The organism is Streptomyces sp. TAA040 (genome assembly GCF_000424845.1).
Genome location: NZ_AUKR01000007.1, coordinates 161,233 through 183,613 on the forward strand (window position 1 = coordinate 161,233; position 22,381 = coordinate 183,613).

General features: G+C 74.9%; 12 protein-coding genes. 6 read left to right on the top strand and 6 right to left on the bottom strand.

Features of this window, described 5'->3' with window-relative positions:
- Positions 1 to 16: 16 nt before the first annotated feature.
- Both H300_RS25585 and H300_RS25590 read right to left on the bottom strand, forming a co-directional pair.
- Entirely contained in the window at positions 17 to 10,240 is a 10,224-nt protein-coding gene (locus H300_RS25585) for a non-ribosomal peptide synthetase (RefSeq protein WP_078515792.1), read from the bottom strand.
- A 23-nt stretch (positions 10,241 to 10,263) separates the two neighbouring features.
- A complete protein-coding gene (locus H300_RS25590) occupies positions 10,264 to 14,370 on the bottom strand; it encodes a non-ribosomal peptide synthetase (protein ID WP_486583624.1) in 4,107 nt (1,368 codons plus the stop codon).
- 825 nt (positions 14,371 to 15,195) lie between these two features.
- Between H300_RS25590 and H300_RS31795 the strand changes: the two genes are divergently transcribed.
- Entirely contained in the window at positions 15,196 to 15,375 is a 180-nt protein-coding gene (locus tag H300_RS31795) for a hypothetical protein (protein ID WP_199779151.1), read from the top strand.
- Complete coding sequence (locus tag H300_RS32250) at positions 15,375 to 15,497, top strand: hypothetical protein (RefSeq protein ID WP_486583626.1); 123 nt, start codon at positions 15,375 to 15,377, stop codon at positions 15,495 to 15,497. Before H300_RS31795 ends, H300_RS32250 begins: the two co-directional genes overlap by 1 nt.
- Before the next feature lie 188 nt (positions 15,498 to 15,685).
- Here H300_RS32250 and H300_RS0107730 read toward each other — a convergent pair whose 3' ends face one another.
- On the bottom strand, positions 15,686 to 16,186 hold the full coding sequence (locus H300_RS0107730) for a CGNR zinc finger domain-containing protein (RefSeq protein ID WP_028426976.1): 501 nt from the start codon (positions 16,184 to 16,186) through the stop codon (positions 15,686 to 15,688).
- Positions 16,187 to 16,267: 81 nt separating this feature from the next.
- On the opposite strand from H300_RS0107730, the gene H300_RS25595 reads away from it, so the two are divergent.
- Positions 16,268 to 17,167: an alpha/beta hydrolase gene (locus H300_RS25595; protein WP_051269713.1), complete on the top strand. Its 900-nt coding sequence runs from the start codon at positions 16,268 to 16,270 to the stop codon at positions 17,165 to 17,167.
- Positions 17,168 to 17,356: 189 nt separating this feature from the next.
- On the opposite strand, the gene gndA is transcribed toward H300_RS25595, so the two are convergent.
- Both gndA and H300_RS0107750 read right to left on the bottom strand, forming a co-directional pair.
- Positions 17,357 to 18,796 (bottom strand): NADP-dependent phosphogluconate dehydrogenase, encoded by a 1,440-nt coding sequence (gene gndA, locus H300_RS0107745; protein ID WP_028426977.1) that lies wholly within the window; start codon positions 18,794 to 18,796, stop codon positions 17,357 to 17,359.
- 252 nt (positions 18,797 to 19,048) lie between these two features.
- Positions 19,049 to 19,513: an ATP-binding protein gene (locus H300_RS0107750; protein WP_051269716.1), complete on the bottom strand. Its 465-nt coding sequence runs from the start codon at positions 19,511 to 19,513 to the stop codon at positions 19,049 to 19,051.
- Between the two features lie 173 nt (positions 19,514 to 19,686).
- Between H300_RS0107750 and H300_RS0107755 the strand changes: the two genes are divergently transcribed.
- From H300_RS0107755 to H300_RS25600, 3 genes are all read left to right on the top strand, one after another.
- The gene (locus tag H300_RS0107755; protein ID WP_028426979.1) at positions 19,687 to 20,529 is read left to right on the top strand and encodes a Scr1 family TA system antitoxin-like transcriptional regulator; all 843 of its coding nucleotides are present in this window, start codon (positions 19,687 to 19,689) and stop codon (positions 20,527 to 20,529) included.
- Positions 20,526 to 20,714 carry a DUF397 domain-containing protein gene (locus H300_RS0107760; RefSeq protein WP_028426980.1) on the top strand — a complete coding sequence of 63 codons (189 nt, stop codon included), beginning with the start codon at positions 20,526 to 20,528 and terminating at the stop codon, positions 20,712 to 20,714. The genes H300_RS0107755 and H300_RS0107760 overlap by 4 nt, the downstream gene beginning before the upstream one ends.
- A gap of 626 nt (positions 20,715 to 21,340) precedes the next feature.
- Entirely contained in the window at positions 21,341 to 22,036 is a 696-nt protein-coding gene (locus H300_RS25600) for a TVP38/TMEM64 family protein (protein WP_106966747.1), read from the top strand.
- 103 nt (positions 22,037 to 22,139) lie between these two features.
- Here the strand turns inward: H300_RS25600 and H300_RS0107770 are convergent, their stop codons facing one another.
- Positions 22,140 to 22,379, bottom strand: coding sequence for an AbfB domain-containing protein (locus tag H300_RS0107770; RefSeq protein WP_028426981.1), 240 nt, complete (start codon positions 22,377 to 22,379; stop codon positions 22,140 to 22,142).
- Positions 22,380 to 22,381: the final 2 nt, after the last annotated feature.

A 22,381-nucleotide genomic window follows, 5' to 3' on the forward strand; every position in this document is an offset into this window, starting at 1 on the left:
CGGGCTCGGACGGGCGTCAGCCGGACGCCGACGGGGGCGACACGGCGGCGTTGAGCACCGCGGCGACGGAGGCCGCGGCGGGTGCCCGGACGACGCCGTAGTGCGTGGTGTCGAGCAGGTGCCACTGCTGCGGGCCGCCGAGGCAGGGCTGCCACCGCGCCCGTTGCCTCTCGGCGGTCTCCCGGAGCGGCAGCCCGGGTTCCTGGTGCTGGGCCAGCCAGATTCCGGCGGGGGTGGCGGCGAGCCGCCGCACCCGGTGGTCCGCCATGCTGCGCAGATTGGCCCGGCAGCAGCGGGCCAGCCGTTCGGCGTACGCGGCCGCCGCGTCGCCGGTCGGACCCTCACCGGCCGTGTGCTCCCCGGCCCGGCCGAGTTCGGCTGTGAACACCGCTTCGAGCCCGGCGTCGTCGTAGGAGCCGAGGGTCGCTCCCGCACCGGGCGGCGGCGGGTCGAGGAGCTGGACCTCGGCCACCGCCTCCCCGGCGTCCTCCGCCTGTGCCGCCATCTCGGCCACCACCCAGCCGCCGAAGGACCAGCCGGCCAAGCGCAGTCGGCGGCCCGGGACGGGGAAACGGTTCCGCAGCGCGGCCAGGTAGTGCGCGGCGCGCTCTGCCACACTCCACTCCGGCACCTCCGGGTCGCGCAGGGCGGGGTCGGCGATGAGGCAGACCGTCAGCCGGGCGTCGAGTGCCGAGACCAGCGACCGGTAGGCCTGGACGTCCCCGCCGACCGGGTGCACCAGGCACAGCACGTCCTCGCCGCTGCCCTCCTGCCAGACCTCCGGAGCCACCGTCGCCCCGCCCTCCGTCCGTGCCGTCTCCCGGATGTCGCGCACGATGTCCGCGAGGCTCACCAGGTGTCCGAGTCGCGAGAGTTCCAGCTCGACGCCGAAGTGTCCCTGCACCTTGCTGATCAGGTCCAGCATGGTGAGCGAGTCGGCACCGAGGTCGTACAGCGCTGCGTCGGGATCGAGATGCTCCACGCCGAGCCAGGTCTCCAGCCACTCGGTGAGCAGCGCGGCCGACGACCCGGGGGGACGCGCGGCCACGCCGTCGCCCGCCGCGTCGATCTCCGCCGCGCCGTCGCCCACCGGTTCGCCGCTCGCCGCCGCCACCGCGTCGCCGGTTCCGGCCCCGGTGGCGGACCGAGCCGGGGACGTCACCGGGAGCGCTCCGGTCGGGGCGTAGAAGGCCGCCCGGGCGGCCTCCGGATCAGTGGTGGAGACCATGAGGTGCGGCAGTCGCAGGGCGACCGCACGTCCGAACACCCGCTGCCCCTCGCGGACCGTCAACCCTGTGGCGAGGTGGCTCCGGTGGCGCGCGTCCGCAGCCGGTGCCCGCAACGCCATACCGGTCTCCCGCCACACGTCCCAGTCGACGGTGACGCGGACGGTGCCGTCGGCCTCCTCGGGCCGGTGGAGGGCGAAGCCGTCCAACAGGCCGTTGGCCGCGGCGTAGTCGAACTGGCCGACCCCGCCGAGCACCGCCGACATGGACGAGCAGTAGACGGCGAGGGCGGGCCGGTAGCGGACCGCGAGCGCCTCCACCAGCAGGGCGCCGGCCAGCTTGCCGGCCGTCCCTTCCGCCGCCGTATCGGCGTTCCGCCGGACGAGCAGCGCGCCCTGCCCGGTGCCGACCGCGTGGACGACGCTGTCGAGGCGGTCGGTGTGCGCGGCGAGCAGGTCCACCACGTCCTCGGTGGCCGTCGCGCTCAGGTCCGCCTCGACCGCGGTGACGCGGCTCTCCCACCCGGCCGGCGCTGTGGGCAGCCGCGCCCCTCGCGCCAGCAGCAGGACGCGTCCGGCGGTGTGCTCCAGCAGCCATCCGGCGATGCCGGAACCCAGCCCGCCGGTCCCGCCGAGCACCAGGTGCACCGACTCGGCCGACCCCGGCAGGGCGGCAGCCCCGGGATACCCGGCCGACGACGGTGACGGCGGCGGTGACGGCGGCGGTGACGGCGGCGGTGACGGTGACGGCGAGAGGGGCGGTGGCGGCGCACCGTCGGACGGCACCGGCAGGAGGTGCCGTTCCCACCAGAACCCCTGCCGCAGTGCCAGCCGGACCGGCAGCCGCTCGGGGGCGCCGCCCGTCATCAGGTCCGCCAGCGGCGCGGCCGCGGAGGTCAGCGCGGGGCCGGGCAGGTCCACCCACCGGCTGTGGCGGCCGGTCTCCTGGGGGACGACCGCGCAGGCCCCGGCGAGCAGCCCCAACTCGGGTCGTTCCACGTGGCCCTCGACCGGCGCGGCACCGTGGGAGAGCAGCCAGATCCGCAGGTCCGGCCGCGCAGGTCCGGCTGCGAGCGCCTGCACCAGTGCGGCCACCGTGTCGAGGCACGCCCGGCGTGCGGCCTCCAGCGCAGTCGGACCGACCCGTCCCCCGACGGACAGTCCGAGGCCGTGCACCCAGTCGATCCCGACCCCGGGGGCCGCAGGCGCTCCGGACGCTCCGCTCGCCTCGAAGGGAGCCGATCCGTCGCGTGCGTCTCCGCCCTCCAGGGCGTCCAGGAGCGCGCGCAGTGAGTCGGGGTCCGACGGGTCCACCTCGTAGACGTTCGTCGAGCGGCGGGCGAATGCCACGGCGGCGGTGACCCGGACCACCCGGGCGTACGCCTCCTCGAAGGAGCGGACGGCCTCTTGCGCGGCCGGTCCGTCCGTCAGCAGCACCAGGGTCCGGTCGGCCCGAGCCGCCGGGACGGCCGATGCCCGGCGCAACCGCGCCCACTGGGGTTGGCGCAGCCACGCGGACTCGTCGAGCCGCTGCGGCGCCACCCCCGCCGGACCGGTTGCCGGCTCCGCTGCCTCCGTCGGCGCTGCGGGCCCCGGGCTTTCGGTGACCCCCGGGATCTCCGCCGCCCCTGCGCTGCCCGCGACCTCCGGAGACGGAGCGAAGGAGTAGTCGGTGAGGGCGAAGGCGGGCGGAGGGAAGTCCCAGGGCGCCTGGGCCGACGCGCCTGCGGAGACGGGGTCCTCGTCGCCCTGCGGCGGACCGGCGGATGCCACCGCCGCGGACACGGGAGCGGGCGCGGGCGTGCGGACGCCGGGCGGTGTGCCGAGGTCGTCCCGGGGCCGCCCGGGGGTCCGGTCCGCGCCGGCCCGGGTGGCGGGCCGGATCGCGGCGTCGGCCTCCTCGGAGGCGATGTCCCCGGAGGCCACGGCCCGGAGCCAGGCCACCGCGTCGGAGACGCGCGGGCAGTGCCCGACGGCGCGATGGCGGCCCGGCGGTCGTCCCGCGCGCAGGTGCCGCAGCACCTGTGCGTAGGTGCCGGGCCGGGCGGTGAGGTACGCGGCGACGCGGGCGGCGTCCCCGCGCAGTCCCGCGAGGCTGCTGCTGGACACGACCAGCGGGGAGACGACCGGGCGGAGCGCCGCCGAACCGTCGGTGCCCGCACCGGCTGTGCGGGTGCCGACGGCCGTCTCCGCCGCCGCCGCGGCGGGGCTCGCGTGGTCGGCCGACTCCAGGAGCAGATGGGCGTTGGTGCCGCCGATGCCGAAGCTGCTCACGGCCGCCACCCGGTGCTCGGCCGCCGGCCAGGGCCGCGCCTCGGCCGGGAAGTAGAAGGGCGAGGTGTCCGGGCCGAACTGCGGGTTGGGCGCACGGAAGCCGAGGGTGGGCGGGATGAGACCGTGGTGCACGGCCAGTGCGGCGCGCACCAGGCCCACCACCCCCGCCGCCGCGCCCAGATGGCCGATCTGGCTCTTGACCGAGGTCAGCGCGCATCGCCCGGAGCGCCCGGGGCCGTACGCCTGGCGCAGTGCGCTCACCTCGACCGGGTCGCCCAGCCGGGTGCCGGTGCCGTGGGCCTCGACGCAGCCGACGTCCGAGCCGCTCCGGCCGCTGCGCCGCAGCGCCTCCCGGATCACCGCCCGCTGCCCGGAGAGCGAGGGAGCGCTGTAACTCAGTTTGTCCGCACCGTCGTTGTTCACGGCCGAGCCGGTGATCACCGCGTACACGGTGTCGCCGTCGCGCCGGGCGAGGCGCAGCGGCTTGAGCACCACCACGCCCGCGCCGCTGGCACCGACCGTGCCGTCGGCGTCGTCGCTGAACGGGCGGCAGTGTCCGTCGGCGGAGAAGATGTGCTGCGGCCGGTACCGGTAGCCGCCGGACATGCCGGTGTCCACCAGTACGCCGCCGGCCAGCATGACATCGGCCTCGCCACCGCGCAGCAGCCCCGCCGCCAGGTGGACGGCGACGAGTGAACTGGCGCACGCCGCTTGGGCGGTGAGCGCCGGGCCGGTCAGGCCCAGGTGGAACGCGGCCCTGGTGGCGAGGAAGTCCTTCTCGTGGTGGAGGGCCCACTGGAAGCCGTCCGGCACGGCAACAGGAGCGTCGGCGGACGCGGACGCGCGCAGCATCGCCTGGAAGTAGGTGTTCTCACCGGCTCCCGCGATCAGCCCGACCCGTGTCGCGGAGGTGTCCGCGATACCGGCGTGCGCCAGCGCCTCCACGCAGTTCATCAGCAGGTGGCGCTGCTGCGGGTCCATCAGACGGGCGTCCTGCGGGCTGATGCCGAACCGCTCCGGATCGAAGGCCAGCAGGCCGTCCATCTGGCTGCGGGCGCCGACCAGTCCGTCGGCGGCGTCGAAGTACTCGATCCCGGTACCCCCGCTGCGGACCATCTCCCAGAAGGAGGCGAGATCCGGGGCGCCCGGCAGCCGCACCGCCATGCCGACGACGGCGACGGGCTCCTCCCCGTCCTCCCGCTGCGGGTTCCGCGGCCCGCGCCGCTCCGGGAGGTCCCCGCGGGCGCGGTTCTCCGCGTCCGCGCCGCCGACCGGGCTTCCCGGCGCCGCTCCCGCCCGCTCGCCACCGGACTCCGGCGCCTCCGTCTCCGCCCCCGGCACTGCGGGCTGCGCCGGGGGACGCGGCGCTGTCGTGGCCAGGTGGGTGGCGAGGGCGCGGACCGTGACGTGCTCGAAGAGGTCGGCCACGGTGAAGCGGAGGCCCAACTCGGTGGTGCAGTGCAGGTGGAAGCGCATCAGGCCCAGGCTGGAGGCGCCGGCCTCGAAGAAGGACCGGTCCGGGGCGACGGGCACGCCGATCACGCTCTCGAACGCCTCGGCCAGCCGCTTCTCGCACGCGTCCGCCGTGGCGTCGCCGCCGGTGCGCTCACCGGTGTCCTCGCCAGGCTGCGCGGACGCGTCCCCGCGGGGCGCCGAGCCGTCCGGTTGCGGGCCCTCCTGCGGGGCGAGGTCCGCACCGGGGGCCCGCAGGGCGGCGGCGCGGTCCAGCTTGCCGCTGGGGGTCCTGGGGAGCTCGTCCAAGCGCCGGAATCGGGTGACGCGCACCTGCGGCGGCAGCAGGCCGGCCAGGTGGGCGGCCAGTTCCCCGGCCGAGGGGACGCGGTCCCGGCACTGTACGCAGGCGACCGGCGTCTGCCCGTCCCGGGCGAGGACGGCGTTCACCACGTCCGGGTGGCGCAGCAGGGCCGCCTCCACCTGGCCGGGTTCCAGCCGGTGGCCGCTGAGTTTCCACTGCGCGTCGTCGCGGCCCAGGTAGTGGAGCAGGCCCTCCCGGTCGAAGCGGGCCCGGTCGCCGGTGCGGTAGCAGAGACCGACGCCCGGCACCTCGGTGAAGCGCTCCGCGTTCGCCCGTGGATCGGCCGGGTAGCAGCGGGTGGCCATCGTCCCGCCGACGAGCAGCCGGCCGGGTCGTCCCGGTGGCACGGGCTCGTCCGCCTCGTCGACCACCCGCAGTACCGCCCCCGCCACCGGACGGCCGATCGCGGGGCGTTCCGGCCACTGCGCCGGGTCCCCGTCCAGGCAGAGGGCGCTGACGACGTGCGTCTCGGTCGGGCCGTAGTGGTTGAACAGCCGGGCGCCCGGCATGTCCGCGAACCACCGGCGGATGGCCGGGGTGCAGACGAGCTGCTCGCCCGCCGTCACGACCTCCCGCAGTTTCGACGGGTGGCGACCCAGGTGCACCGCGTGCTCCGCGAGCAACTGGAGTGCGACGTACGGCATGAACACGCGCTCGACACCGGCCGACTCCAACTGGTCCAGCAGCGTGGGCGCGTCCTGCCGCCAGCCCGGCCGGACGAGGTGCAGGGTCCCGCCCCCGCACAGTGTCCCGAAGATCTCCTGGAAGGAGACGTCGAAGGAGAGCATCGAGAACTGCTGGGTGACGGCGGGCCGTTCGAGACCGCCCGCGTCCTGCTGCCACTGGAGCAGGTTGCACAGCGTGCCGTCCGGCACCTCGACGCCCTTGGGGACGCCGGTGGAGCCCGAGGTGAACAGCGTGTACAGCGGACGGCCGCCACCGCGGCCCGCCCGCTGCCCGGGGCCTTCCGACGGGCGCGTGGACGGCGAGCGGGAGCTGCTCCGCCCCTCCGCCCGTCCCTCCGTGCCCGCGTCCGGCCCTCCGTCCGGCGCGACGGGCATGCGCGGCACCAGGCGGTCCGGGTCGACGGCGTCGAACGCCGCACCGGCGTCCGGCGGCAGCAGGACGCAGAGCGGGTCCACCTGCGCCAGGACCTGCCGCAGCAGGGCCGGCGGGTACGCCGGGTCCAGCGGCACCACGGTGAGATGCGACCGGGCCAGCGCGAGCAGCGCCACCACGTGCGCGACGGAGGGCTCGAAGTACAGACCCACCCGGCACGGCTCCGCGTCGTCCTCCGGCAGCGGGTGCGCCGCGCGCAGGCTGTCGGCCAGCGCCTCGGCCCGCGCGTCGAGTTCGGCGTAGTCGAGCCGGACCGGGCCGGACACCAGGGCCGTGGCGTGCGGTGTCCGCGCCGCCTGGCGGGCGAAGCCCTCCGCGACGGTGGTCCACTCCGGACGCGCCTTGGGCCCGCGTCCCGGCTCGGGAAGCTCCCGCCGGTAGGGGGCCGCCAGCTGGGCGGGGCTCGCCGCCGTCCCTTCGGCGAGCAGGTCGAGTGCCCGCACGAACAGTCCGGCGAGGGCCTCCACCTCGGTGGCCCCGAAGTGCCCCCCGGCGTACTCCCACAGCAGATCGAGGCGGTCGCCGCGCTCGACGACGGACAGCGCCAGCGGGCACTTGGCCTCGGCGGGTGCCCACCACAGCGGTTCGGCGGTGCAGCCCGGCAGCCGCAGCGCGCCGAAGTCGGTGTTCTCCAGCACGAACAGGAAGTCGAAGGGGTTGCTTCCGCCGTCCGTCTCCCGGTCGGTGAGCACATCGGCCAGAGTGACGTCCTGCCGGTCCAGTACGCGGCGTGCTTCGGCCGCCAGGCGCGGCAACTGGCCCCGCAGAGCGGTGTGCGGTTCGACCACCGGACCGAGCAGGACGGTGTTGGCGAACATGCCGACACTGTCCTCGAACTCCCGCACCGGCCGGTTCGCCACCGGACTCGCGAAGCGCGGCCGGGTCAGCCCCGTCACCCCGTACAGGCTCCACACGAGGACCCCGAGCAGCAACGGAAAGCGTGTGAGGCGGAGTTCGGCGGCGAGCCGGTCGACGGCGGCGCGCCGCTCCCCGTCCAGCACGGTGTGCAGCAACCGGGCCTCTCCGTACGTGCCCGGCCGACCCGGGGAAAGCGTCCCCGGGGGCTCGAACGAGCCCCCGCACACCTCTCCCCGGGCGTCGCCGTCCGCTGCGGGGTCGTCCTGCGCCGGTCGGTGGGCGGCGAGTTCGGCGCGCTGCGCCAGATATCCGGGGGAGCGGAACCACCTGGTCTGCCACGCGGCGTGGTCGAGCGGGGTGGGGGCGTCCGCCGGCCGCTGCGCCGCGGGTCCGCCGTCACCGCCGGAGCCGTCCCGGGCCCGGCGCACCGCGCGGTCGTAGTCCTCGGACAGGTCGCGCAGCAGTAGGTTCAGCGACCAGCCGTCGACGGCGATGTGGTGCAACTGGAGCAGCAGCAGACCGCCGTCGTCCTGCGGCAGCCAGCAGGCGCGCAGCATCCGCGGCTCCGCCAGGTCGAAAGGGCGGCCGAGGAACACGTCCGCGAACCGGCGCCTCCGGTCCCGGTCGTGCGGAGGGACCGGAGGCGCCGGCTCCGGGCCCCCCGGCTCCGCCACCGGTGCGTCGGACCAGGGGTCGTACGGCGGGTGCACCACCTGGCGCAGCCCCTCGGGCGTCGCCGCGAACGCGGTGCGCAGGGCCGCGTGCCGATGCACGAGTGCGCGCAGGGCGTGCCGCAGCGCCGCGGTGTCCACGTCGCCCGTCAGCCGGAAGGGCAGTCCCACGTGGTAGGCCCGCGAGTCCGGCGCGCGCCGGTGCGCCAGCCACAGGCGCTGCTGTTCGCTGGTGGCCGGCGCCTCGGCGGCACCCGAGGCGGCGACCGGCCCCGGGCCGTGGGCCGTCTCCTCGCCGCCGTGCTCCACCGCGTCGGCGACCGCGTCCACGACCCCGGCGAGGTCACCGTGGAGCACCAGCGACTGCGGCAGTTCGCAACCCCAGCGGTGCTGAACCGCGAAGCGCAGCCGCAGCGCCTTCAGCGAGTCGCCGCCGACCGCGGTCCAGGGGTCCGCGGGGTCGGGCGGGGGAGTTCCGAGCACCTCACCGGCCAGGTCGAGCACCTCGCGGCCGAGCGCGGAGACCGGGCCGCCCCCGCCCGTACGCCGCCAGGGCCGGTGACCGGCCGCCGCCAGCGCCGCGCCGTCCACCTTGCCGTTGGCGGTGAGCGGCAGCGCGGCCACCCGGTGGACGTGGTGCGGACGCATGTACGCGGGCAGTACCGCCGCCAGATGGCGGTCGAACGCGGCGAAGGACAGGCCGTCGTCGGCGACCACGTAGGCGAGCAGCTCGACCGGACCGTCCTCCTCGCCGCGCCGGGTGCGGACGTGCGCCTGCCGGACGGCCGGATGCGCGGCGATCCGCTGCTCCACCTCACCGGGCTCGATCCGGAACCCGCGCACCTTCACCTGCCGGTCCACGCGCCCGACGTAGACGAGCGCGCCGTCCGCCGCGGCCCGCACCAGGTCCCCGGTCCGGTAGTAGCGGACGGCCGGGGACCCGTCGCCACGCCTGTCGCCGCCGGCGGCGGGTGGCTCCGTACGCGTGACGAAGCGGCGCGCGGTCTCCTCCGGCAGGCCCCGGTACCCGGCTGCCAGGCCGGCCCCCGACAGCAGCAGCTCGGCCGTCTCCCCGGTCCCGGCCGGCCGGTCGCCCTCGGGAACGACGAGCAGCGCCCCCGTCTCCGGCAGGGGCCGGCCGATGGGCACGGCCTCGCCGTCGAAGTCGCGTGGGATCGGGTGGCAGAGGGCGAACGTGGTGGACTCGGTCGGACCGTAGACGTTGAACAGGCGGGTGGCACTCGCCGCGTTGTGCCGGTACCAGTCCCGGACGGCGCGCGGGTTGAGCTGCTCGCCGCCCACCAGCACCTGGCCGGCTCCGGCGAAGCACTCCGGGACGGTGTCCACCACGGCGTGGAACAGTGCCGTGGTGACGAACAGGACGTCGACGCGCTCCGTCAGCAGCGCGGCGGCCAGGCGGTGCGGCGTCTGCACGTCCTCGTCGGGGAGGACGACGCAGCAGCCCCCGGTCAGCAGCGGTACCCAGACCTCGAAACTCAGCGCGTCGAACGCGGGGTTGGACATGCAGGCGAAGCGGGTGCCGGGCTCCGTCCGGAGGGGGCCCGGCAGTGCGAGCCGCAGGACACCCGCGTCCCGCACCTCGACGCCCTTCGGGTGGCCGGTCGAGCCCGAGGTGTGGAAGACGAAGGAGACCGGAGCGCCGGTCGCGGGGGCGCCCGGCGACGTGCTGCGGGCTGCCGCCGTGCCCGGCCCCGGGCCCAGCAGCGCGGCGGCCGACAACCGGCGCACCGCAGCGGTCCCACCCCCGTCGGGCAGGTCCGCCCCGGTCGCGTCCTCCTCCGGTACGTCCCCGCCCTCCGGGGTGTCCCCGTGCTCGGGCGCTGCGGCGCCCCCGCCCTCGGGCACGTCCTCGCCGATCAGCAGCACCGCGCCCGAGCCCGCCAGGATGCGCGCCCGCCGCTCCGGCGGGCTCTGTGCGTCGACCGGGACGACGACCGCACCCAGCCGCAGGATGCCCAGCATCGTGCAGACCAGCTGCCAGGAACGGGGGAGTCCGACCGCGACGGCCTGGCCGGGGCGGACGCCGTGCCGGCGCAGTGCCTCCGCCACGTCGGCACCTGCCGCGTCGAGGGCCGCGTAGTCGAGGCGGGTACTGCCGTCGGCGAGCGCGGGCGCTGACGGGGTGCGCAGGGCCTGCTCGTGGACCCGGTACGCCAGACCGTCCGGTGGGGACGTGGCCGGGCCCGGACGGCCCCCCGGGCGCGTGCCGGGCCCGGCACGGCCGGTGCCTGCGGTGTCCTGGCTCCCGGCGCGCATCCCGCCTCCCCTCACGCCTTCCATCACGCCTCCCGCGCGCCGGTCGGCGCGGCTCGGTCGGCCTCCGACCCCGGGGGGCCCTCCGCCGCGGCCAGCTCGCCGGTGATCACCTCGGCGACGGCGGGCAGTTGCGCGGGCTCCAGGAGGTCCCAGTGACCGCAGTCGAGCGGTACCACCCGGTGCGCGCCCCGGGCCCGGCGCTCCCAGAAGGCGGCGGAGGCGTCCGGCACGGTGCCCGTCTCCTCGGCGGTGGCGCGGACGAGCACGGTGCGGGCGGTGGTCGGCGGCGGCCGGTAGCCGCGCGCCGTCATCCGGTTGTGGTTGTAGATCCGCAGGTAGCGGTCGATCTGCGCGTCCTCGATGCCGGGGTACATGCCGTTGAAGCGGACGAGCTTCTCCCGGAACTCGGCGGCGTCCACCGGCCCGATCGCGGCGAGTTCGGCCGCATCCTCCGTCCCGCGGGTGTCCAGCAGCACCACGGTCAGCCCGCGGTGCCCGGCCTCCGCGAGCCGCCGGCCCATCTCGTGGGCGACCAGGCCCCCGTAGGAGAGCCCGCACAGGACGAGCGTCTCCCCGGGCCGGGGGGCGACGAGTTCCAGGTACCGCTCGGCCATGGCCTCGACCGTCGGCAGCGGTGTCGCGCCGGGGCCGAGCCCGGGGGACTGGACGCCCTGGACGCCGACGGACTCCGGCAGCGCCGCGGCCAGCGGCAGGTAGCAGAACGCGGTGCCGCCGGCCGGGTGGACGCAGACCACCCGCTGCCGTCCGTCACCGGCCCGGAAGTCGATCAGGTCGTCGTCCTCGGCGGCCTCCGGTGCGCTGCCGCGCAGTCGGGCGGCGAGCGACTCGACGGTCGGGTGCAGGAGGATCTCCCTGATGGGCAGTGCGGTGCCGAACTCCTCGTGCACGGCGTGCGCCACCTTGATCGCGGATATCGACGTGCCGCCCAGGTCGAAGAAGTTGTCGCCCACCCCGATGCCGGGATGCAGCAGCAGCCGCTGCCAGATCCCGAGCAGCGCCAGCTCGACGCGGTCGCGCGGACCCGCCGTGTTGACCTGCCCGGCCGTCGCGGCGCGGGCGGCGGCGAGCACGGCCCGGCGGTCCACCTTGCCGCTGGCGTTCAGCGGCAGCCGGGGCATCTCCGCCCAGGCCGAGGGGATCATGTGCGCGGGCAGTCGCCGGGAGAGGTCCGCCCGCCACTCGTGCGGCGTCCGGGCTTCCGCGTCGCTCCTGCCGACCCCCGCGACGAGGCGGGGTTCGCCGGGGGAGTCCCGGTCCACCAGGACGACGGCCTCCCGGACGTCCGGGAGTGCCAGCAGCGCCGCCTCCACCTCGCCCGGCTCGATCCGGAAGCCGCGGAGCTTGATCTGCTCGTCCCGCCGCCCGAGGTGGACGGCGTTCCCGTCCGGCAGCCAGCGGGCCAGGTCGCCCGTGCGGTAGACGCGCGCTCCGGGCACGAAGGGGTCGGGCAGGAACCGCTCGGCGGTGAGGTCCGGCCGGTTCAGGTAGCCGCGGGCCAGGCAGGCACCGCCGAGGTGGACCTCCCCGACCACGCCGGGCGGTACCGGGCGCATCCGCTCGTCGAGCAGGTAGAGCCGGGCGCCCGGCAGCGGGCGGCCGATCGGGCACTGCCGGTCCAGGGGCTGCGGATCGTGGTAGGCGGTCGCGTACACGGTGGCTTCCGTCGGCCCGTAGCCGAAGCAGATGCGCAGTCCCGGCAGCGCCCGCGTCATGCGGTGCAGGGCCCGCTCGGGGAGCGACTCGACACCGGTGAGCAGGTGGCGCAGCGCGAGTCCGGACAGCCTGGCCTCCGGGTCCTCGTCGATCCAGGTGACGTAGGCGGGCGGCAGGAACGCCTGGACGACCCGGTGCTCCCGCATCCACTCCAGCAGGGCGCCCGGGTCCTCGCGCAGCTCCTCGGGGACGGGGTGCAGGACGGCCCCGGTGGTGAGCGGCAGCAGCAGTTCGTGCACCGAGGCGTCGAAGCCGATGCTCGACCAGGCCGACACCGCCTCGCCGGGCGTGGCGCCGAAGCGGTCCAACCACTGGTCGAACAGGTTCAGCACGCTCGCGTGGGTGACGGCCACCGGTTTGGGCCGCCCGGTCGAGCCTGAGGTGCAGATCACGTACGCCGCACGCGAGGCGTCGCACGGAACGTCGGCCGCACCCTCACCGGCCGCCTCTGCCTCCTCCTCGACCTCCGCTTCCGCCTCCGTCAACCGCAGTCGGTGCGCGCCGAGCGGCGGGACGGCGTCCTCCGGCGCCGCGTCGTCGAGCACCAGGACGGGAGAGGTGTCGGCGACCATCGCGGCGAGGCGTTCCGGCGGCTGGGCGGGGTCCAGGGGCAGGTAGGCGGCTCCGGCCTTCAGCACGCCGAGGATGCCGACCACCGACTCCACCGAGCGCGCCGCGTGCAGGCCCACCACGTCGCCCGTGCCCACGCCGCGTGCACGCAGGGCGCGCGCGAGGCGGTCGGTGCGGCGCCCCAGCGTCGCGTAGTCGATCCGCCGCCCGCCGCAGACCACGGCGGGTTCGGCGCCGCGCGCCCGCACCTGCGCCTCGAAGCGGCCCACGAGGTCATCGGCGCCCACGGGGTCGTCGCAGCCCGCTCGGTTCGTCGCGTCCGGAGTCCGCGGGGGCCGCGCCGGGGCGGCTCCCGTGCTCCAGCGCGTCAGGATCGCGTCGCGTTCGCGGGCATCCAGCAGTTCCAGGTCGGCGACGTCCTGTCCCGGCCCGTCCACGAGCTGTGCCAGCACCCGCGCCAGGCAGCGCGCGTGCCGCTCGACGGTCTCCCGGTCGAACAGCGCGCAGGCGTACTCCAGGCCGCCGACGATCTGACCGCCCTCCTCGGTCAGGGCGAGAGTCAGGTCGAACTTGGCGGGCGGACGCGGGGCGTCGAGCGGCACGACGTCGACGTCGGGCAGGCGCAGCAGGCCCCGCATCGTGGGCACCCACGCGAACATCGCCTGGAACAGCGGGGTGCGGGCCGGGCTCCGGGGCGGGTTGACCACCTCCACCACCCGTTCGAAGGGCAGGTCGACGTGGCGCAGTGCTTCCCGCAGGCTGCCGCGCACCTGCTTCAGCAGCGCGGAGCCGGTCGGCGTCCCGGACAGGTCGACGCGCAGGGCGAGCGTGTTGACGAAGAAGCCGACCAAGCCGTCCACGTTCCCGCGGCGACGGTTCGCCGTGGGGACACCGATGACGATGTCTTCCTGCCCGGCCAGCCGCGACAGCACTACCGACCAACCGGCCAGCAGTGTCGAGTAGAGCGTCGCTCCGTGCTCCTCGGCGACGGCCTTCAGCCGCGCGGTCAGCCCGGGGCCCAACCGGAGGTCCACCCGGTCGCCCCGGAAGTCCTGCTCGGCCGGGCGTGGGCGGTCGGCCGGCAGGTCCAGCTGCGGCGGGGCGCCGGCCAGGGTCCGTGCCCAGTACGCGGCCTGGGCGGCGGGCTCCGGCCCGTCCGCCCACTCCCTCCGGCGCCTCAGGTGGTCCGCGTGCTGCCCGTCCAGCTCCGGCAGGTCGGGCTGCCCGCCCCTGTGCAGAGCGGTGCAGAGCACGCCCAGTTCGCGCAGTACGAGGTCGCGGGACCAGCCGTCGAAGACGAGGTGGTGGAAGGTCATCAGCAGCACGTGGTGACCGTCCGCCAGGGTCACGAGCCTGCCGCGGGCGAGCGGGCCGCGTTCCAGGTCGAACGGCGTGTGCGCCTCCTCCTCCCGCAGCGCCGCCAGCCGGGCCCCGGCGTCCTCCCGCCCCGTCAGGTCGTGCCGGCGCAGCGGAAAGCCGGCACCGGCGGGGGCGACGAGCTGACGGGCGTCGCCCCCGCGGGCCACCAGCCGGGTGCGGAGCGCCTCGTGCCGGTCCACCAGCGCGTCGAGCGCCCGGGCCAGCACCGTCCGGTCCAGCGGGCCGCGCAGGTCGAAACCGGTCGGTTCGTTGTAGGCGGCGCCGGCGTCGGTGCTCTGCTGGGCCAGTGCCCACAGCCGCCGCTGGGCCATCGACAGCGGTGCCGTCCCGGCGCCCCCGTTCGTCCCCGCGTCCGTCTCGCCGGACGGTGCGGCGGGGGACGGTGCGCCAGGGATGTCGTGCCGGGCTGCGAGGGCCGGACCGTGGGGGTGCGATGTCGCCGACAAGACCTGCCCTTTCCCAGGAGGAAGGATTGCGGAGGAGGGACGCGGGTTCTCACCGACCGGGCGGTCACCCGGTCCGGCGAAGCGTCTACGGCTCTTTCCCCCGTTGGCCGTGTCGATCTTCGAACTTCGAAGATGATTGGACAAAGCTTCGAGTGTGTCAATGGCCGTCCGTGCCGGGTGCCTTGCCGCAACCGGAGCGTCCACCGGCCCGGCGCGCCGGATCGCATCCGAGGTGTCCACCCGTCCGCCCGCGGAGGAAGCCGCAGGGCACGGCGATTCCCTGTCCGCGACGGGCGGGGGCCGTCCTCCTCCGCCGTCCGTCGCTCCGTCGCTCCGTCCTCCGGCGGTTCCGGTGTCGGGGACACGGGTTTCGAAACTTTCGGAATGACGTGCCGGGTCCGCGGTGACGAGGCGCTGTGGGAAGGCGACCCGGGCAGGGAAGCCCCTTCGGGGTGGGGCGGGATTCGGGCAATACTGGAGACGGCTGTCCGATTTTTGCTCCGGGTATTTCGTTAAAAGCGCGGCAAAATGCCCTGCACGGTAAAGGTGCCCTTGTCTTCCTCTCCTAGGTATCCGTGCAGGTCGTTGCCGAGATCGGCACTCGAATGCACAAAGCATTCTGCTCGAAATATTTCGGACACGAGTCGTTGACGCGGTACTTCCGCAGGGGCGCACTCTCGTCAATCGGCGCCTGCTCCCCGCAGTTGTCGCGGGCCGGAAGGCCCGTGCCGCATGCCCGGCGCCGTACATGGTGCACAACTCCACCAGGGCCGGCCGGGCGGTGCTCCACCGCCGCCCGCCCGGTCCCCGGGAGAAGAGGTGGCCATGAACAGTTCCCCGACGGGCGCGAGCAGTCGCTCGCGGACGAGACGCCCGCGCCTCCGCGCAGGGCTCGTGTACGGCCTCACCGGCACCCTTGCGGTGGTCGGACTGGTGGCGGTGACGGCTGGACCGGCGCACGTCGCCGACACCCTGGACGCCGCGGCGGCCGGGCTGGGAATGTGATGACGATGCGGCCGAACGGCAACGGGAACCTGAGTCCCGGGGCCTCCACGAGCTTCGGCTTCACCGTGATGGCGAACGGCAACTGGTCGGCCCCCGGTATCGGCGGCTGCACCACCGGTTGACCGGCCCCGGTCCTCGTCCGCCCCTGCCGCCCGGGCGGCGGGGGCGGACGGCGGTGTGCGAAGCGGGGCAGCCAGAGGGCAGCGCGCCCTTCGCGCCCCTGCACTGACGGTCGCGTGCGCACGTCCTCCGGCCGGAGCGCGGGGGCCGGCCGGAGGATGGACGGCCCCACGGGCCCGCCCATCCGGTGCTAGCGCGGCCGCTGCTGCCTGCGTGCGTGGGTGCGCGCCTTCATGCGGTTGCCGCAGACCGCCATCGAGCACCACCGGGCGGTGCCGGGGCGGCTGTGATCGACGAGGAACAGGTTGCACTCCTCGTTGGCGCAGGCCCGCAGTCGTCGGGGCAGTTCCGCCATGACGCGCGACCACGCGAGCACCACACGGACGGCGAGTTCCTCCTCGGGTGCCGCTTCCAGGTGCCAGGACACGCCCGTGGGCGAAACGACGGGGCGGAGCCGTGCCCGATCGAGCACGGCGGTCAGTTCGCCGACCTCCGAGGACGTCCGCCGGATCAGCGGGTGGAGTGCGTCACGCACCAGGCGCAGGCGGTCGCACTCCTCCCTCGTGCCCTGGCCTCCCCGTGCCCGTACCCACTCCGCCGCCCCCTCGCCGGCGAGGGCGTCCGTTCGGTGCCCGTCGATCACCGGAGCGCTGTTGAGCACGGTGAGCAGCAGTTCCTCGTCCTCGACCACGACTCACTCCTCTTGACATGCCATGCGGGCCTGTGCACTATCAGCATAGCCTAACCAGTTAAAACTAGTTAAGGGGTTGCCGTGGCTGCTGTTCACCACCGGACCGTGGACGTCGACGGCCTGACCGTCTTCTCCCGGGAGGCGGGCCCCTCGGACGCCCCCGTCCTCCTGCTGCTGCACGGCTATCCGACGAGTTCGCACATGTTCCGGCACCTCATCCCGGCCCTGGCCGGCCCCTACCGGGTGATCGCCCCCGACCACATCGGCTTCGGCCGTTCCTCGGCGCCCGACGCGGCGGACTTCGACTACACCTTCGACGCCCTCGCCGAGGTGACCCGGGGCTTCCTGGCCGCCCTCGGCGTGCACCGCTATGCCCTGTACGTGCAGGACTACGGTGCTCCCCTCGGGTGGCGCCTCGCGCTGGACGCCCCCGAGGAGGTGCTCGGTGTCGTCACGCAGAACGGCAACGCCTACGAGGAGGGCTTCGTGCCGGACTTCTGGGAGCCCGTCTGGGCCTACGGAGCACAGCCCGGCCCGGAGAACGAGGCACGGCTGCGGCCCGCTCTGGGTCGGGAGGCCGTCGAGTGGCAGTACACCCACGGCGTCCCCGACCCGAGCCTGATCGACCCGGACGCCTGGGAGCACGACCTGGCGCTTCTCGCCCGCCCCGGTGTCGACCGCGCTCAGCTCGCCCTGTTCGGCGACTACGCGGGCAACCGTGCCCTGTACCCGGCGGTGCACGAGTGGCTGCGGACGAGCCGGGTCCCCGTTCTCGCGATCTGGGGCCGCAACGACGAGATCTTCGGCCCGGCCGGTGCGGAGGCGTTCCGGCGCGACGCCCCGGACGCGGAGATCGTCCTGCTCGACGGCGGCCACTTCCTCCTGGAGAGCCACCTCGACGCGGTGGCCGGCGCCATCCTCCGGTTCCGTCCGCGCGTCCTCGCCGCGGCGCCCGGCGTCGACCGGGCGCCGGGCGCCTGAACGGCTCGCCCGCCGGATTCTGGGCGTGCACCGTGCCGTCCGGGATGACCTACAGCGACACCGACCGGCGCAACCGCGGCAACTGCAACGCCACGGGCTGGGGAACCGCCTACCTGCGGGTGGGCTGACCGCCCGCTTCCCCGCGGACGGCGCGCGCCCGTGCGCCGTCCGCGGGGAAGCCGCACGTCCTCAGGACGCGACCTCGGTGCGGTCCCCGCCCCAGAGGGTGTGGAAGACGCCCTCGCGGTCGGTGCGGCGGTAGGTGTGGGCGCCGAAGTAGTCCCGCTGGCCCTGGGTGAGGGCGGCCGGGAGCCGCTCGGTCCGCAGCGCGTCGTAGTACGCCAGGGCCGCGGAGAAGCCGGGGGTCGGTACGCCCTGCCGCGTGGCCGCGACGAGCACGGCGCGCCAGTCGTCCTGGGCGGCGCCGATCTCCTCGGCGAAGGTCGTGTCCGAGAGCAGGCTGGGCAGGTTCGGCCGGGCGTCGTAGGCCGAGCGGATGCGGTCCAGGAACGCGGCCCTGATGATGCAGCCGCCGCGCCAGATGGCCGCCACCGCGCCCGGGTCGATCTCCCAGCCGTGCTCCTCGCTGCCGGCCCGGATCTGGTGGAACCCCTGGGTGTAGGAGACGATCTTCGACGCGTACAGGGCCTGCTCGACCTGGTCGGCGAAGGCCGAGGCGGCCTCCGGGGCGAGCGGGGAGGCGGTCGGCCCCGCCAGCCCCCGGGACGCCTCCCGCAGCTCGGTGTGGCCGGACAGCGAGCGGGCGAAGACCGCCTCCGCGATCCCCGAGACCGGCACACCCAGATCAAGGGCGATCTGCACCGTCCAGCGGCCGGTGCCCTTCTGCTCCGCCTGGTCGGCGACCACGTCCACGAAGGGCCTGCCCGTCGCGGCATCGGTGTGCGCCAGCACCTCGGCGGTGATCTCGATGAGGTAGGAGTCGAGCCGCCCGGTGTTCCAGGTGCGGAAGGTCTCGGCGATCTGTGCGGGAGAGTAGCCGGCGACCGAGCGGAGCAGGTGGTACGCCTCGGCGATCAGCTGCATGTCGGCGTACTCGATGCCGTTGTGCACCATCTTCACGAAGTGCCCGGCACCGTCCGGGCCGACGTGGGTGACGCAGGGCGCGCCGTCCGCGGCCTTCGCGGAGATCCGCTCCAGCAGCGGGCCCAGCGAGTCGTACGACTCGCGCGAGCCGCCCGGCATGATGCTCGGGCCGTTCAGCGCCCCCTCCTCGCCGCCGGAGACCCCGACGCCGACGAAGTGAATGCCGCGCTCGCGCAGTTCCCGCTCCCGGCGCCGCGTGTCGGCGAAGTGCGCGTTGCCGCCGTCGATGATGACGTCCCCCTCCTCCAGCAGGGGAGCGAACTCGCGGATGACGGCGTCGGTCGGGTCGCCCGCCTTCACCATGACCACCAGGCGGCGTGGCCGCTCCAGCGCGGCCACGAACTCCTCGGCCGACTCCGCCGCGACGAAGTCGCCCTCCGTGCCGAACTCCTCGACGAGTGCGCGGGTCTTCTCCGGACTGCGGTTGTGCACGGCGACGGTGAAGCCGTTGCGCGCGAAGTTCCGGGCGAGGTTGCGGCCCATCACCGCGAGTCCGGTGACGCCGATCTGGGCTGGGTTGCTCATACCTGGGGGCTCCTGTGCCTGTGAAGGTGCTCGCGAGTCGGGTGCGGCGCCGCCGTGCGGTCGCTGTCGCGCGGAGGTACGCGGTTCCTGGCGTTCATGTGACCACACGCGCGGGTACGGTGCCGTTTTTTTTATCCGTCACCTGACGGAATCCACCGATGGCGGCTCCGTAAACCCCCTCGCCGTTCGGGTGAGGGCGGCGCGGTGCGGCTCTGCGGCCGGCACAGGTGCACGGCGGCCGCTGCCCTCGCGCTACGACCGGGGCCGTCCCTCCGCGGTGAAGCGCCACTCGGCCCAGACGGTCTTGCCGCCGGGCGGGAAGGGCTCGCAGCCCCAGCGGTCCGCGAGCGCGGCGACCAGCAACATGCCGCGGCCGGACTCCGCGTCCGGACGGCGGGCGGCGCGGTCCTGCGGAGCGCGCTCGCCGCGGGCGTCGGTGACCTCCACCCGCAGCACGCCACTGCGCTGCTCCGGGGCCAGGGCGAGGCCGACGCCGAGCCGGAATCCGCGTCCGCGCACCCGCCCGTGCAGGACGGCGTTGGCGGCGAGTTCGGCGACCAGGTGCTCGGCACGCTCCGTCACCGGTGGCGGCGAGCCCCAGTCGCGGAGCGCCGCACGGGCCACGAGCCGCGCACGCCGTGCGCCGGGCCGGGTGGCGGGCAGCAGACGGCGGAGAACGTGCTCGTCGGCTGGGCAGTTCGGAGCGAGGAAGTGCATGGGGGACACCGTGGTGGTGGCGAGGGGGCGTTCACCAGTGGCGCATCGAGTACGCAGGGCGACCGTACGAGCACGACGGGTGGACAGTACGCTTTCCGGTTCGTCACTCTGGGTGAGTGGAGTGCGGGGGAGGTCCCGCGTGTACGAGGAGGGGGACGTGGAGGGTGAGCGGTGTGACGAGTACGAGCGGGAGCGAGGGGGAGCGGGAACCCGATCCGTCGGACAGTCTTCGGACGTTCGGCGCGGTGGTGCAGGGCCTGCGGGAGCACGCGGGCCTCAGCCGGGCGGAGTTCGGGGACCGGGTGTGCTTCTCCCGGCACACCGTGGCATCGGTGGAGCAGGGACGGCGGATGCCGGACATGCTGTTCGTCGAGCGCGCGGAGGAGGCACTCGGGAACACCGGCGCGCTGCGGAGGGCCGCGCGGTTCCTCTCGCGCGGTGAGCCCGGACTCGCGCTGTGGTTCCGCAGGTGGGCCCGTCTGGAGCGCGAGGCGGTGAGCCTGTGCACCTACGAGTGCCGACTCGTCCCGGGACTGCTCCAGTCCGAGGGGTATGTCCGGGCGCTGTGCGAGAACGACATCCCGCCGCTGGACGACGAGGCCTTGGAGGCGACGGTCGCCGCGCGCATGGAGCGGCAGCGGCTGCTGAGGGAGCGACCCGGCACGGCGTTCGACTTCGTCGTCGAGGAGGCCGTCCTGATGCGGCGTCTGGGTGGCGACGCCGTGACCCGCGACCTGCCGGACCACATGCTGGAGTTGACCACGCTGCGCAACACGACTTTCCAGGTCATGCCTGCGGGCAGCGAGCACCATGCCTGTCTCGCGGGTCCGGTACGGGTGCTGGAGACCGGCGACGGTCGCAGGTTCGCCTACTCCGAGGGGCAGGGGCACGGCCGCCTGATCGCTGACCTGAAAGAGGTCGGGAGCATCCAGTTGCGCTGTGCCAGACTTCGTTCGCAGGCTCTCTCGCCGAAGGACTCCCTGAGCCTGCTCGAGCGGATGCGAGGAGCGCTATGAATGCCATGACCGACCTCGACTGGTTCAAGTCCAGCTACAGCAGCGCGCAGGGTGACGACTGCGTGGAGGTGGCGGTGACCGGACGGGCGGTCCGGGTACGGGACTCCAAGGACGTGGAACGTTCACCCCTCGCGGTGAGGTGGGACGGCTGGGCGCGCTTCGTGGAGTACGTCGCGCACCCCTGACCCGCCGCCCCGGCGGGCCCGGGGTCTCACGGAGTGCCGGGCAGGGCCACTTGCACGTACAGCCCGCCCTCCGGGTGCGGCGTGAGGTGCAGGGTCCCCTCCCCCGTGCGCCCGGACGATGCCCGCGACGAGCGAGAGCCCGAGCCCGTGCCCCGGCTTTCGGAGTCCGCGTGGGCGATCCGGCCGGGGTCCTTCACGTCGCATTGCGTGGGGGCGTCCGGGGTACCCGGTCCGCTGCCGCGTGCTGCGGCGGCGCGTTCCGGCCGGTGGGCGGCTCCTCGGCCGCGGGACCGTGTCCGCTCGCCGGCACGTTGATTGCGCACGCCTGTTAGGGCAAGCGCCTGGTAGTGGGGTGCGGATCGGTTCCCTGCCACGTCCCGGATGCCGATCCGTCTTCGTGCTGTCGGTGCGGACGTCTAGCGTGTCGGCGGCGTGGAGGTGCTGGGGGACGCCGAGCTGCTCGACTTCTGGCTGGAGCGGGTGCCGTTCGGCTGAACGGGCCCTCGGTGGGGGAGGCGCACGAGCCGCCCGCACCGCTCCGGCGGGGCCATGGTCCACTGGGCACGGCGAGGCCGCGTTCCCGCGGTGCTCCCGACCCGTTTCCCGCAGCGGAAGGAGCACCGGCGGTGGAGCCAGTACGCAGTGGTCGTGCCCGGTGGGCGGTGGCCGCCTCCTCTTGGAGCGCGGTGCTGCGGCTGGTGCTGCTGGCCGTGTCGGCCGCGGTGCTGGGCTGGTGGGCGGTGGTGCACGGCGGCCAGACGCTGGACGAGGTCAACGCCGGGACAGCCGCGCTGGGCTTCTGGGCCCCGCTGGTCTACGCGGGCTTCTTCGCGCTGGCCCAGGGGGCGTTCGTGCCCGGGTCGGTGCTGACCGCCTCGGCCGGTGTGCTGTTCGGAGTCGGGACGGGCATCGCCACGGCGCTGGTGGGCGGGATCGCGGGAGCGGTCCTCTCGTTCGCGGTGGCCCGGCGGCTGGGACGGCCTGCGGTGGCGGCGCTTGCCGGTTCGGGGCGCCTGGCGCAACTGGACGCGCGGCTGTCCCGCCGCGGCTTCGCCGCCGTGCTCGTGCTGCGGCTGGTCCCGGTGTTCCCGTTCGCCGTGGTCAACTACGGGGCCGGGGTCACCGCCGTGCGGTTCGGACCGTACCTGGCGGCCACCGCCCTCGGCATCGTGCCGGCGACCGTGGTGTACGCGACGCTCGGCGGCTCGCTGCGGGAGCCGGGGGCGCCGGGACTGTCGCCGGCCCTGGGCGGCCTGCTGCTGCTCGCGGTGGTCGGGGGGCTCCTCGCCCGGCGTGCGGGAGCCGGCCCGGACCCGGGCTGAGGCCCGGGCCGGCTCCCGCACGGGATCGCGCCCGGCGGAAGGGGCGTCCCCCCGGAGGAACGGGCGCCCCGGGGCGGTGAGCTCTACGGGGAAGGCGCTCGGCTCACGGCGCCCAGGGTGCTTCGACCGTCCAGGTGGTGTCCTCGGTGAAGGAGGCTGCGTCGTCCCACGTGTTCGCGCCGCCCGGAGTGGCCGGCCAGAACTCCGAGTCGTAGGGCCGCAGGAACTGCTCCGGGAAGTTGCAGGAGCTCCACCGCACCCCGTCACCGGCGACGGCGTAGAAGGTCGCGTCGGCGCGTCCCGGCGCGCTGTCCACGGCGGCCCGGACCCGGAGACGTTGCAACG

Bases quoted from the DNA above. Each gene is read 5' to 3' on its own strand.
- H300_RS32250 (WP_486583626.1), top strand. From the start codon at position 15,375: ATGACGATGCGGCCGAACGGCAACGGGAACCTGAGTCCCGGGGCCTCC.
- H300_RS31795 (WP_199779151.1), top strand. From the start codon at position 15,196: ATGAACAGTTCCCCGACGGGCGCGAGCAGTCGCTCGCGGACGAGACGC.
- gndA (WP_028426977.1), bottom strand. From the start codon at position 18,796: ATGAGCAACCCAGCCCAGATCGGCGTCACCGGACTCGCGGTGATGGGC.
- H300_RS0107760 (WP_028426980.1), top strand. From the start codon at position 20,526: ATGAATGCCATGACCGACCTCGACTGGTTCAAGTCCAGCTACAGCAGC.
- H300_RS0107750 (WP_051269716.1), bottom strand. From the start codon at position 19,513: ATGCACTTCCTCGCTCCGAACTGCCCAGCCGACGAGCACGTTCTCCGC.
- H300_RS25585 (WP_078515792.1), bottom strand. From the start codon at position 10,240: ATGCGCGCCGGGAGCCAGGACACCGCAGGCACCGGCCGTGCCGGGCCC.